Below are 11,938 nucleotides of genomic sequence, written 5' to 3' on the forward strand. Positions count from 1 at the left end.
TGACAGCGCCCGCCCGAAAGGTAGGTCAGCGCAATGGTAAAGACGAACGGCAGCAGGATCACGGTTTCGGGCGCGCCCGAAGGCTTCGACGCGACACTCGTGCTCAAGGAGATCGAGAAGGCCGGCGGCCCTGTGATCCATGTCGCGCGCGACGACAAGCGCATGGCCGCGATGCGCGCCGCGCTCGAATTCCATGCCCCCGACATGCCGGTCGTGACCTTTCCGGCGTGGGATTGCCTGCCCTATGACCGTGTCTCGCCCGCCGCCGAAATCTCGGCCGCGCGCATGGCGGTGCTGGCAGGGCTGATCCATGGCATGCCGGAGCGCTTCGTCCTGCTCACCACCCTCAACGCCGCGACGCAGCGCGTGCCCGCGCGCGCCACGCTCAAGGACGCGGCCTTTGTCGCGCATGTCGGCGACCGGATGGACGAGGCGGGCTTGCGCGCCTTTCTCGTGCGGATGGGCTTCACCCAGAGCCCGACCGTCACCGAGCCGGGCGATTACGCGATCCGCGGCGGCATCATCGACATCTACGCCCCCGGTCAGGGCGGCCCGGTCCGGCTCGACATGTTCGGCGACGTGCTCGACGGGGCGCGCCGCTTCGACCCCGCGACCCAGCGCACCACCGAAAGGCTCGACAGGATCGAGCTGGCGCCGGTCTCGGAGGTGATCCTCGACGAGGCTGCGATCACCCGGTTCCGGCAGACCTATCGCATCGAGTTCGGTGCCGCGGGCACCGACGATCCGCTCTATGAGGCGGTCACGGCGGGGCGCAAGCAGTCGGGCATGGAGCATTGGCTCGGCTTCTTCCAGGACGATCTGGAGACGCTGTTCGACTATCTGCCCGGCGCACCGGTGACGCTCGACGACCAGACCGCGCCGGGCCGCGACGCGCGCTGGACGCTGATCGCCGACGCCTATGACACCCGCCGCCACGCCATGTCGCAAAAGGGACGGATGGACTCGGTCTACAAGCCCAGCCCGCCGCAGCTTCTCTATCTTGACGACGACGCGTGGGTCAAAGCCACCGAAGCCCGCCGGGTGCTGCGCTTCGCACCGATCCAGCAGGCCACCGGCCCCGGCGTGATCGACGCGGGCGGGCGCATCGGGCGCAACTTCTCGCCCGAGCGGCAGCAGGAAAGCATCAGCCTCTTTGCCGCGCTCGCCACCCATGTGAAGGACCGCATGAAGGCCGGGCCGGTGGTGATCGCCTCCTATTCTGAAGGCGCGCGAGAGCGGCTTTCGGGGCTGATCGAGGATGAGGGCCTCACCGAGACGATCCATGTGCGCGACTGGAACGGCGTCGGCAAGCGCGGGCTGCATCTGGCAGTCTGGCCGCTGGAGCACGGCTTTCAGACCGAGACTGTCACCGTCATCTCCGAGCAGGACGTGCTGGGCGAACGACTGATCCGCCGCGCCCGCAAGAAGCGCCGAGCCGACAATTTCCTTACCGAGACCCAGAGCTTGAGCGCGGGCGACCTCGTCGTGCATGTCGATCACGGCGTCGGCCGATATCACGGGCTCGAGGTGGTGACGGCGTTGGGGGCGGCGCATGAGTGCCTGCTGATCGAATACGCCGAGAACGCCAAGCTCTATTTGCCGGTCGAGAACATCGAGCTTCTGAGCCGTTTCGGCCACGAAGAGGGTATGCTCGACAAGCTTGGCGGCGGCGCGTGGCAGGCCAAGAAGTCCAAGCTCAAGGAGCGCATCCGCCAAGCCGCCGAGCGGTTGATCCGCATCGCTGCCGAACGGGCGCTGCGCAACGCGCCCAAACTGATCCCGCATGACAGCATCTGGGAGCAGTTCCTCGCGCGGTTTCCCTATGACGAGACCGAGGATCAGCTCCAGGCGATCGAGGACGTGCTCAACGACATGGAGTCGGGCCACCCGATGGACCGGCTGATCTGTGGCGACGTGGGCTTCGGCAAGACCGAGGTGGCGATCCGCGCGGCCTTCGTCGCCGCGATGTCGGGCGTGCAGGTGGCGGTCATCGCGCCGACCACGCTGCTGGCGCGCCAGCACTATAAGAACTTCGCCGAACGCTTCCGCGGCTTTCCGATCAACGTGCGCCCGCTGTCGCGTTTCGTGTCGGCCAAGGAGGCCGCCGAGACCCGCGCCGGGATCACCAGCGGGCAGGTCGATATCGTTGTCGGCACCCATGCGCTGCTGGCCAAGAGTGTGAAGTTCCGCGACCTCGGGCTTCTGGTCATCGACGAGGAGCAGCATTTCGGCGTCAACCACAAGGAACGCCTCAAGGCGCTGCGTACCGATGTCCACGTGCTGACCCTGACCGCGACGCCGATCCCGCGCACGCTGCAAATGTCGCTCACCGGGGTGCGGGATCTGTCGATCATCGGCACGCCACCCGTCGACCGTCTCGCGATCCGCACCTATGTCAGCGAATTCGACGCCGTCACCGTGCGCGAGGCGCTCCTGCGCGAGCGGTTCCGCGGCGGGCAGAGCTTTTTCGTGGTTCCGCGCGTCAACGACCTGCCCGAGATCGAGGCCTTCCTGCGCGACGAGGTGCCCGAAGTGTCCTATGTCGTGGCACATGGCCAGATGGCGGCGGGCGAACTCGACGAGCGGATGAACGCCTTCTATGACGGGCGCTACGACGTGCTTCTGGCGACCACCATCGTCGAAAGCGGCCTCGACATCCCCACCGCCAACACGATGATCGTGCACCGCGCCGACATGTTCGGACTGGCGCAGCTCTACCAGATCCGGGGCCGCGTCGGCCGCTCCAAGACCCGCGCCTATGCCTATCTGACGACGCGCCCGCGCGCATCGCTGACGCCCGGCGCCGAAAAGCGGCTGCGCGTTCTGGGCAGCATCGACAGCCTCGGCGCGGGCTTCACCCTAGCCAGCCAGGACCTCGACATTCGCGGCGCCGGCAACCTCATCGGCGAGGAGCAGTCGGGCCAGATGCGCGAGGTGGGCTTTGAGCTTTACCAGCAGATGCTCGAGGAGCAGATCACCAAGATCCGCTCCGGCGAGGCCGAGGGCCTGTCCGAGAGCGAGGGCCAATGGGCGCCGCAGATCAATCTGGGCGTGCCGGTGCTGATCCCCGAGGCCTATGTGCCCGATCTCGACGTGCGGCTCGGGCTTTACCGCCGGTTGTCGGACTTGACCACCAAGGTCGAACTCGAAGGCTTTGCCGCCGAGCTGATCGACCGCTTCGGCCCACTGCCGCGCGAGGTCAACACGCTCATGCTGGTCGTGCGCATCAAGGCAATGTGTCTGCGCGCCGGCATCAGCCAGCTGGATGCCGGCCCGAAAGGGGCCACCATCCGTTTCCACAATGACAAGTTCGTCTCGCCCGAGGGCCTGGTCGAATTCATTCAGGACCAGAAGGGCCAGGCAAAGGTGAAGGACAACAAGATCGTCGTCATGCGCGACTGGTCGAAGGAGGCCGACAAGATCCGCGGCGCCTTCGGCCTCGCCCGCGAGCTCGCCGAAAAGGTCAAGGCGGCCAAGAAGGCGAAAGTAGAGACCTGATGACGAGATCGACTTCAACAACGGATCGCAACCACAGAATAACCCTGGTTATTCCGGCGTTCAACGAAGCGGGGAACATCGACGCCTTGGTGCAGGAATCCTTCGACGTGCTGCCGGAGGCGCTGTTGGGAGAGCTGATCGTCGTGGACGATTGCTCGACCGATGACAGCACGGTGCGGTTGGCGGCGTTGCGGGCGCGACATCCGCGCCTGCGGGTACTGCGCCATACCGCGAATGCCGGGCAGAGCGCCAGCGTGCGCAGCGGCGTTGCCGCCGCGCGCTTTCCCCTGATCGCCACGCTCGACGGCGACGGGCAGAACCCGCCGGGGGACATCCCGGCGCTGGTCGCGGCCTACGACCCCGCCGGTCCCCAGCTTGTCGGCGGTGTGCGCGCCAAGCGGCGCGACACATGGTCCAAGCGCACCGCTTCGCGGCTCGCCAATGCGCTGCGCCGCCGGGTCCTGCGCGACGATTGCCCCGATACCGGCTGCGGCCTCAAGGTGTTCGAACGCGACCGTCATCTCGCCTTGCCGTTCTTTCACGGCCAGCATCGCTATCTGCCGGCGCTGTTCCGCGCCTATGGAGCGAGTACGGCCTATGTGCCGATCGGCGACCGGGCCCGGCGTCATGGCGCTTCGAACTATACCAACTGGAAGCGGGGCCTGCAGGGCATCCCTGACCTGATGGGGGTCCGCTGGCTGGTGATGCGCGCGCGCCCGGCGCGGACCGAGGAGATCCTATGACCTTGTTCACCGAATGGTTCGCCCGGACCGGCTGGGCCGAGATCGCATGGTTGACCGTCGGCTTTCTGGCCCAAGCTCTGTTTTCGGCGCGGTTTCTCGTGCAATGGATTGCCAGCGAACGGGTGCGCAAGTCGATCGTGCCCGAGGCGTTCTGGTATTTCTCGGCCAGTGGCGGCGCGATGCTGCTCGCCTATGCAATCTGGCGGCAGGATCCAGTGTTCATTCTGGGCCAAGCCTTCGGCCTGGTTGTCTATGCGCGCAACATCTATTTCATCTGGTCCGAACGGCAGGCCGAGAACCGCGCCGAACCATGACGAGCGATCGCGCCTGGATCGCGCTGATCGTCGTCTGGGCGATGGTTCAGGTGGCATGGCGCTTCGCGCAGGGGCCCGCGCTCGAACTTGACGAGGCCGAGGCGTTCTATTTCGCGCGCAATCTCGCCTTGGGCTACAATGCACAACCGCCGCTGTATTTTTGGCTGCAATGGCTGGTCTTTGCCGTGGTGGGTCAGGGGATCCTCGGCCTCGCGCTGCTTAAATACGCGTTGCTCGGTACGGCGGGACTTTTGCTTTATGCGATGCTGCGCCGCTTGCGTCCGCCTTTCGAGGCGGGGGTGGCGGTGATGGGTCTCGGCCTTTTGCCGCAGGTTTTGTGGGAGGCCCAGCGCGCGCTTACCCATTCGGTGCTGGCGCTGACCATGGCGCTTCTCGTGATGGCGCTTGCGGACCGTGTGTTGCGCGGCCCGGGGCGCGCGGGATTGGGGGCGTGGGCGGCCTTGGGCATTACGGCAGGGCTCGGGGCCATCTCCAAATGGAACGTGGCGCTGCTGCCGCTGGCGATCCTGCTTGCGGCCTGTCTGCGTGCCGAATGGCGGGCGCGGATCGACCCGCGCGGCGTCATGTTGGCGGTGGTCGCGGCCGCAGCGGTGGTCGCCTTGCCGTTCTGGTGGGTGTTTCGCAACCCGGTCGTCGCGGGAGGGTCCTTGCACAAGCTGGGAATCGATGAGGCCGCGCCGCTGTGGCGCATGCTCGTCGGGCTGGGAAGCCTCGCCTCGGCCTGGATCGCCTTTTGCGGTCTGGTGATCGTGGTCGGCGGTCTCATCGCCTTCAAGCTTCGCGGCCAAGCCCGCTGGCGTGCTGATCCGCAGTCGCGGCTGATGCTGGTCACCATGGGGGCTGGCGCGGGGCTGCTCGCGGTCGGGGTCGTGCTGTCCGGCGTGACCGACGTGGCCGATCGCTGGCTGCTGCCGATCGCCGTGTTCTCCGCCCCGGTTTTTGTGCTCTGGGCGCTCGACAGCCTCGGGCCGCTCGGCGGGCGGTGGCTCGCGCGCGGGCTCGGCGCGCTCTGGGTCACGGGCTTTGCGCTGTTGCCGGTGTCGGGCTGGGTTGAGCCGGGCTACCGCGCCGCCGATTTCGCGGGGCTGGCGAAGTGGATCGAGGACCGCCACTCCGACGTGGCGGTGGTGAGCGACAGCATCTGGATCGCTGGGAACCTCGCGCTCGTCCTGCCGGACCGCCCGGTCTGGCGCAGCGTCGATGCGCCCGAACTGACGGGCGCGGTGCTGTGGGTGGCACGGCAGGGTACGGCGCAGGCCTTGGCCGCCACGAGGGGAAAGACCGCCGCGCCGGCAGGCGGCCACCCCTTGCGGCGCGGCGGCCGACGGGAGGCGGTGGACCTCGCCTTCAGCCCCTAGCCCTCGTCGGCGATCTGGGCGCGGATGTCGCCGATCACCTTGACCCACATCTCCTTTGTTTGGGCGCCCGGCACGGCGTGGCGCTGCGCCACGATGAAGGTCGGCACGCCGGTCACGCCCATCTCGCGGCTATGCGCGTCGCGGCGGCGGATATCCTCAAGATCGGAATCGCCGTCCAGAAGACGGCGCACCATGGCCGCGTCCATCTCGATCCCGTCGGCAATGTCGGCGAGCACATCGTGGTCGCCAATGTCGCGCCCGTCGGTGAAATAGGCCCTGAACAGCGCGCTCACCGCCGCTGTCTGCCGCCCCTCGATCCCGGCCCAGTGAATGAGCCTGTGCGCATCGAGTGTGTTCGGCGTGGTGGCGATCCGGTCGAGGTTGAGCGCGAGACCGGCTTCGGCGGCGCGCTCGACGATCGGCGCATAGGCCCGTGCCGCGCCGTCGCGGCCGCCGAACTTGGCTTCGAGATAGGAGCGCCGGTCCATGCCGCCCGCCGGCATGTCGGGGTTAAGCTGGAACGGGTGCCATTCGATGGAAAAGGGATGGTCGGGGGTCTCGGCCAGCGCCGCGTCGAGACCGGCCTTGCCGATCCAGCACCACGGGCAGATCGGATCGGAGAGGATATCGAGTTTCACCATGGTGCCGCCTCATCGTTATGCAGCCTCGCAGCTAGCCCCGCTGGCCTTCGGTTGCAAGCGCGCGCGCCTCGCGTATATGTCGGCGCATGCCCGACCCAGACACCCGTCCCGGCGCCCTGATCCGCATCGCGCGCGAGAACGGCACCTCCGAAACCGCCCCTCCGCTCGATCTCGGGCCGCGCGTGCGTGAGCTGCGTCAGGCGCAGGGCTGGACGCTCGAACAGGCGGCGGGGCATGCGGGTCTCGCGCGCTCGACGCTTTCGAAGATCGAGAACGGGCAGATGTCGCCGACTTATGACGCGCTCAAGAAGCTGGCGCAGGGCTTGGGCATCACCGTGCCGCAGCTGTTCACCCCGCCGCGCCGCGATCGGGTACTGGGCCGCATGGTGACGACCCGCGCGGGCGAGGGCACGGGGCAGATCACCGCGACCTACGAGCACGAGCTTCTGGCCGAAGGTCTCAGGGCCAAGAAGATGCTGCCTTACCGCGCTCGGATCAGGGCGCGCGTCTTCGAGGAGTTCGATGGCTGGGTGCGACACGACGGGGAGGAATTCCTCTACGTGCTCACCGGCACGATCCGGCTACTGACCGAGTTTTACGAGCCGGTCGAGATGAAGCGTGGCGACAGCGCCTATTACGACGCCGCGATGGGCCACAACGTGATCTCGACCAGCCCCGAGGACGCGACGATCCTATGGGTCACGTCGCTCGAGTGAGCCGCGCGCTCAGCTGTCGCGCCCGTCCTTGCTGTCGTCATCGCCGAATTCGGCGTCGTCGCTGAACACGTCCTCGCCGGGATGCATCGACCGGGCCGAGGCGATGATCCGTTCGTTGTCGCGGGTCTCGTCCATCACCGCGTCGGCCGGGTCCGTGCCCTCGAGCCATTCCGAGACCTCGTCGCGCGCGTCTTCGCGGCTCATACCGGTCACCTCGCACATATGATCGAGGAACGGGCCCAACTCCCCCTCGGTGGCCTCGACCTCGTCGCTGTCGAGATCCGGCCACTGCGTCAGGATGTTGGGCACGAAAGCGTGCCAGTGCTTGGCCACATGGCTCCATTTCATCGCGGGTCTCCTCATGCTGCCCGATGCTTCATGGCGGCAACGGAAAGGGGGCGGACCGGGTTCCGGTCCGCCCCCTGCGGAAGGTCGCCCCGACCATCGGGTCGGATCGTGAGGGACCCTCGGCTCAGATCGCCATATCGACGACCCCGAGACCGAGCTGCGCGGTGCCGACAGCGGCGTTGCCGACGACCTTGACCGGCGTACAGGCCGCAACGAGGCCTAAGAGCGCCAGCAGGAGCGCGCAGCGCCTCACTGGGCGCTCTCCGCTTCACTAGCGGTATCAGGCGCATCCGCGGCGTCCTCGGTGCCCTCTGCCGCCTCTTCGTGCCACCAGACGTCAGGCTGCCAACCGGGCCAGTCGCCGAAGACCGGGATGGTCTCGGGATGGTGCAGTTCGGCGTCATGGGCAATGCGGCTGATGTTCCACTGGTAGATCGGGATCACGTAGCGCCCCGTCGTCAGCACCCGGTCGAGCGCCTTGGTCGCGGCGACGAAATCGTTTTGGCTCTCGGAGGTGAGCAGCAGGTCGATCAGCCCGTCGACGGCGGGGTTCTGCACGCCCATGGCGTTTCGTCCGCCCGGCGTCCCGGCGGCCTCGGCCCCCCAATAGGCGAACTGCTCGTTGCCCGGTGACAGCGACAGGCCGCGACGGAAGTAGGTCATGTCGAAGTCGTAGGCGTCGGTGCGCTCCTTGAACTGGGCGCTGTCGACCGTGGTGATGGTCGGCGTCACGCCGATCCGCTCGAGCGCCTGGACATACATGTCGATGATCGACGCGTTCTCGGAGCTGCCGGTCTCGAGCAGGATGTCGAAGGCGAATGGCTCGCCGGTCGACTCGTTGGTCAGCACGCCGTTCTGGATCACCCAGCCCGCGCTCGACAGCAGCGCCAGCGCGGCCGCCGTGCCCTTGCGGTTGCGCTCCGAGCCGTCGCTGACGGGGAGGGCATAGCCTTCGAGCGCGCCGGGCAGCAGGTTGTCCTCCCAGCGCATCAGGAATTCCTTGACGCGGCCCTCGGCCGGGCCTTCGTCCATGCCGAGCGGCGAGTTCGAGAAATACGAGGTGATGCGGGGCTGCGCGCCGCCTGTCATCGCGTCGTTGATGAACTCGAAGTTGAACGCCTCGATCATCGCCTGTCTTACGCGCCAATCCTCGAACACCGGCTTGCGGCTGTTCATCACAAAGCCGGTCATGCCCGAGGGACGGCCGTGCGGCAGCTCCTCGAGCACCACCTCGCCCGAGCGCACGCGCGGGAAGTCATATTGGCTTTCCCACCGCGCGACGTTGAATTCGCGGGTGAAATCGGTTTCACCGGTCTTGAAGGCCTCGAAGGCCGCCGTCTCGTCGCCGAAGAATTCGAGCCGGATCTCGTCGAGCACGTTGGTGCCGCGCCGGAACGGGATATCGGCGCCCCAGTAGTCGGGGTCGCGCTTGAGCGCGATGAAGCGGCCCGCCTCGAAATCGTCGATCACGTAGGGTGCCGAGGTGATCGGGATGGTGTCGAGCCCGCTCTCGGCAAAGTCCTTGCCCTCCCACTGCGCCTTTTTCAGGATCGGTCGCATGCCCGCGAGCAGTGCCAATTCGCGGTCGGGGGTGTTGAAGGTGAGCCGGACCTTGCGCTCGCCGGTCTCCTCGATGCTTTCGACCTTTTCCCAGAACCCTAGATAGCGCGGGTGACCCTCGGTGCCGAGCGTCTCGAAGGACCAGATCACGTCCTCGACGGTGACCGGGCTGCCGTCGGAGAAGGCAGCGTCAGGATGCAGGGTGAACTCGACCCAATCGCGCTCGGGGCTCGTCTCGACCGATTCGGCCAGCAAGCCATAGAGAGAGAAGGGCTCATCGAGGGTGCGGCCCATCAGGCTCTCGCCGATCAGGTAGCTGAGCTGCCACGGGACAGACCCCTTCAGGATATAGGGGTTGAGGCTGTCGAAGCCGCCGACCTCCGCCGTGGCCATGCGGCCCCCGGTCGGCGCGTCGGGATTGGCATAGGGCAGGGCGGTAAACCCTTCCGGCAGTGCGGGTTCTCCATACATGGCGATTCCGTGCGATGGCTCGGCCTGCAACGCGGTCGTGCCGCAAAGCAGCATGAAGACGCTACCTTGAAGCAGTGTGGTCATGGATCGTGTCATCTTGAAAGGAGCCCCTGTCGGTTCGGTTTTCTGACCAGATTTATAGTTGAAGAAAACCGTATAGCCCCCCCTGTTCTTTATCAAACTTTTAGCTTGGAGGACGGCAGGGAAAGGCTTATAAGAGACTCACTGCTCGATAGGTTTCTTGCCTGTATGAAACCTGCCTCATAACTCAGCGCCCGCCTCGTGCGGGCGTTTTTTTTTGAGGCCATGGAGGCGACAAGACTGATGAAGCTGTAAGCCGATAGGCCGAGCGCTATCGAACCATCTCACGCTTATCAAGGGGTTGCGGGAGATAACGCTTCGCTTTTCCACCGCCATACCCCACATTCCATGGCAGATGTCATCAAGAAGGACGGCGACGATGCAGCTTAAGGGCAAGACCGCGATCATCACGGGTTCGAACTCGGGAATCGGACTGGGAGTGGCGCGCGAGCTGGCGCGGGCGGGCGCCGATGTCGTCCTCAACTCCTTCACGGATCGCGATGAGGACCATGCGCTTGCGCAGGAAATTGCCGATGCGCATGGCGTCAAGGCGCGTTACATCGCGGCGGATCTCTCCGACAGCGACGCCGCTCGCGCTCTGGTCGAGACGGCGGGGCGCTGCGACATCCTGATCAACAACGCCGGGGTTCAGCATGTCGCGCCGATCGAGCGCTTTCCCACCGCCAAGTGGGACGCGATCATCGCCATCAACCTCAGCTCGGCCTTTCACACCACCGCCGTCGCATTGCCGATGATGCGCGAGGCGGGCTGGGGCCGGGTGATCAACATCGCCAGCGCCCATGGCCTCACCGCCTCCCCGTTCAAATCCGCCTATGTCGCCGCCAAGCACGGCATCGTCGGCCTGACCAAGGTGACCGCGCTCGAGACCGCGCGCGAGCCGATCACCGCCAACGCGATCTGCCCGGGCTACGTGCTGACGCCGCTGGTCGAGTCGCAGATCCCCGATCAGATGAAGACCCATGGTATGGATCGCGACACGGTGATCCGCGAGGTGATGCTGGAGCGCCAACCTTCCAAGGAGTTCGCCACCACCGAACAGCTCGGCGGCACGGCTATCTTCCTGTGCTCCGACGCCGCGGCGCAGATCACCGGCACCACGATCAGCGTCGATGGCGGCTGGACCGCGCTGTGATCCGCCTCAGCCTCGCACTTCAGGGCGGCGGCGCGCATGGTGCTTTCACCTGGGGGGCGCTGGACCGGCTTCTGAATGAGGAGGACATCGAGATCGCCGCGATCTCGGGCACCTCGGCGGGGGCGATGAACGCGGTGGCATTCAAGGCGGGCTGGGCGCAAGACGGGCGCCGCGGCGCGCGCGCCTCTCTCGCGTGGTTCTGGGGCCGTGTGGGGGCGATCACCGATGCCCGCTGGTCGGACTGGATCGCTGCGCTGGCACCCACCGCTCCGGCTCTGGCTCGCGCGATCGAAATGTCGCCGAGCTTCAAGATCTTCGACATGACGACGCGGGCGTTTTCGCCCTATGCCTACAGCTCGCTCCTGCGCAATCCGCTGGAGCGGATCCTGAACGAGATCTCCTTCGACGCGGTGCGCGGACCCGGCGGCCCCGCGCTTTTCGTGGGCGCGACGAATGTGCGCTCGGGCAAGATCCGCGTGTTCTCGGGCGAGGCGCTCGGGCCGAAGGCGATCCTTGCCTCGGCCTGCTTGCCGACGTTGTTCCGAGCGGTCGAGATCGACGACCCGGCGACCGGCCGGCGCGAGGCCTATTGGGACGGGGGATATACGGGAAACCCGGCGCTTTTCCCATTGTATGACAAAGAGTTGCCAGCCGATGTTCTGATCGTGAACATCAATCCGCTCTACCGCGAGGACGTTCCCGACGACAGCCCGTCGATCCAGAACCGGATCAACGAGATCAGCTTCAACTCATCGCTCCTGCGAGAGCTTCGCGCGGTGGATTTCGTGCGCCGACTGCTCGACGGTCATACGCTGCCCGAAGGCGCGATGAAGCGGGTGCTGATCCACATGGTCGGCGACGACGCGCTGATGAACGATCTCAACATCGCGACCAAGGCGATCCCCGCGCCGGTGATCCTCGCGCGGCTGCGCGCCGCCGGTGAAGCTGCGATGGACCGCTTTCTCACCGATCACAAGCAGGATCTGGGCCAGCGCGACACCGTCGATCTGCGCGCGATGTTCTCCTGATCGCGC

The 11,938-nt window shown here is 66.4% G+C and carries 11 protein-coding genes; 7 read left to right on the top strand and 4 right to left on the bottom strand.

All coding sequences use genetic code 11. The features are described 5' to 3' along the window. The first annotated feature begins 33 nt into the window (after positions 1-33). The 4 genes from mfd to ACJASC_RS10110 are packed head-to-tail and all read left to right on the top strand — an operon-like array spanning position 34 to position 5,934. Positions 34-3,498 carry a transcription-repair coupling factor gene (gene mfd / locus ACJASC_RS10095; RefSeq protein ID WP_415145680.1) on the top strand — a complete coding sequence of 1,155 codons (3,465 nt, stop codon included), beginning with the start codon at positions 34-36 and terminating at the stop codon, positions 3,496-3,498. Continuing rightward, entirely contained in the window at positions 3,498-4,241 is a 744-nt protein-coding gene (locus ACJASC_RS10100) for a glycosyltransferase family 2 protein (RefSeq protein ID WP_415145682.1), read from the top strand. The genes mfd and ACJASC_RS10100 overlap by 1 nt, the downstream gene beginning before the upstream one ends. Next, positions 4,238-4,555: a lipid-A-disaccharide synthase N-terminal domain-containing protein gene (locus tag ACJASC_RS10105; RefSeq protein WP_021694128.1), complete on the top strand. Its 318-nt coding sequence runs from the start codon at positions 4,238-4,240 to the stop codon at positions 4,553-4,555. The genes ACJASC_RS10100 and ACJASC_RS10105 overlap by 4 nt, the downstream gene beginning before the upstream one ends. Further along, the gene (locus ACJASC_RS10110; RefSeq protein WP_415145685.1) at positions 4,552-5,934 is read left to right on the top strand and encodes a glycosyltransferase family 39 protein; all 1,383 of its coding nucleotides are present in this window, start codon (positions 4,552-4,554) and stop codon (positions 5,932-5,934) included. The genes ACJASC_RS10105 and ACJASC_RS10110 overlap by 4 nt, the downstream gene beginning before the upstream one ends. On the opposite strand, the gene ACJASC_RS10115 is transcribed toward ACJASC_RS10110, so the two are convergent. Beyond that, positions 5,931-6,575: a DsbA family oxidoreductase gene (locus ACJASC_RS10115; RefSeq protein ID WP_415145687.1), complete on the bottom strand. Its 645-nt coding sequence runs from the start codon at positions 6,573-6,575 to the stop codon at positions 5,931-5,933. The genes ACJASC_RS10110 and ACJASC_RS10115 overlap by 4 nt on opposite strands. Before the next feature lie 86 nt (positions 6,576-6,661). On the opposite strand from ACJASC_RS10115, the gene ACJASC_RS10120 reads away from it, so the two are divergent. Next, positions 6,662-7,291, top strand: a complete 630-nt coding sequence (locus ACJASC_RS10120) for a helix-turn-helix domain-containing protein (RefSeq protein WP_415145689.1) — start codon at positions 6,662-6,664, stop codon at positions 7,289-7,291. Between the two features lie 9 nt (positions 7,292-7,300). On the opposite strand, the gene ACJASC_RS10125 is transcribed toward ACJASC_RS10120, so the two are convergent. The 3 genes from ACJASC_RS10125 to ACJASC_RS10135 all read right to left on the bottom strand — a co-directional run bounded on the left by ACJASC_RS10125 (position 7,301) and on the right by ACJASC_RS10135 (position 9,754). Beyond that, the gene (locus ACJASC_RS10125; protein ID WP_021694123.1) at positions 7,301-7,639 is read right to left on the bottom strand and encodes a hypothetical protein; all 339 of its coding nucleotides are present in this window, start codon (positions 7,637-7,639) and stop codon (positions 7,301-7,303) included. A gap of 124 nt (positions 7,640-7,763) precedes the next feature. Beyond that, positions 7,764-7,892 carry a hypothetical protein gene (locus ACJASC_RS10130; RefSeq protein WP_415145691.1) on the bottom strand — a complete coding sequence of 43 codons (129 nt, stop codon included), beginning with the start codon at positions 7,890-7,892 and terminating at the stop codon, positions 7,764-7,766. Then, a complete protein-coding gene (locus ACJASC_RS10135; RefSeq protein WP_415145693.1) occupies positions 7,889-9,754 on the bottom strand; it encodes an extracellular solute-binding protein in 1,866 nt (621 codons plus the stop codon). Before ACJASC_RS10135 ends, ACJASC_RS10130 begins: the two co-directional genes overlap by 4 nt. A 376-nt stretch (positions 9,755-10,130) precedes the next feature. Here ACJASC_RS10135 and ACJASC_RS10140 point away from each other — a divergent pair, with 376 nt between their 5' ends. After that, positions 10,131-10,904: a 3-hydroxybutyrate dehydrogenase gene (locus ACJASC_RS10140; protein WP_415145695.1), complete on the top strand. Its 774-nt coding sequence runs from the start codon at positions 10,131-10,133 to the stop codon at positions 10,902-10,904. Then, positions 10,901-11,932, top strand: a complete 1,032-nt coding sequence (locus ACJASC_RS10145) for a patatin-like phospholipase family protein (RefSeq protein WP_415145697.1) — start codon at positions 10,901-10,903, stop codon at positions 11,930-11,932. Before ACJASC_RS10140 ends, ACJASC_RS10145 begins: the two co-directional genes overlap by 4 nt. The last annotated feature ends 6 nt before the right edge of the window (positions 11,933-11,938 follow it).

Origin of the sequence: Limimaricola cinnabarinus (genome assembly GCF_047631075.1) — a bacterium.
Taxonomy (GTDB): Bacteria; Pseudomonadota; Alphaproteobacteria; order Rhodobacterales; family Rhodobacteraceae; genus Limimaricola; species Limimaricola cinnabarinus.

Coding starts and splice junctions, on each gene's coding strand:
- ACJASC_RS10105 (WP_021694128.1), top strand. CDS start 4,238: ATGACCTTGTTCACCGAATGGTTCGCCCGGACCGGCTGGGCCGAGATC.
- mfd (WP_415145680.1), top strand. CDS start 34: ATGGTAAAGACGAACGGCAGCAGGATCACGGTTTCGGGCGCGCCCGAA.
- ACJASC_RS10135 (WP_415145693.1), bottom strand. CDS start 9,754: ATGACCACACTGCTTCAAGGTAGCGTCTTCATGCTGCTTTGCGGCACG.
- ACJASC_RS10120 (WP_415145689.1), top strand. CDS start 6,662: ATGCCCGACCCAGACACCCGTCCCGGCGCCCTGATCCGCATCGCGCGC.
- ACJASC_RS10125 (WP_021694123.1), bottom strand. CDS start 7,639: ATGAAATGGAGCCATGTGGCCAAGCACTGGCACGCTTTCGTGCCCAAC.
- ACJASC_RS10140 (WP_415145695.1), top strand. CDS start 10,131: ATGCAGCTTAAGGGCAAGACCGCGATCATCACGGGTTCGAACTCGGGA.
- ACJASC_RS10115 (WP_415145687.1), bottom strand. CDS start 6,575: ATGGTGAAACTCGATATCCTCTCCGATCCGATCTGCCCGTGGTGCTGG.
- ACJASC_RS10100 (WP_415145682.1), top strand. CDS start 3,498: ATGACGAGATCGACTTCAACAACGGATCGCAACCACAGAATAACCCTG.
- ACJASC_RS10110 (WP_415145685.1), top strand. CDS start 4,552: ATGACGAGCGATCGCGCCTGGATCGCGCTGATCGTCGTCTGGGCGATG.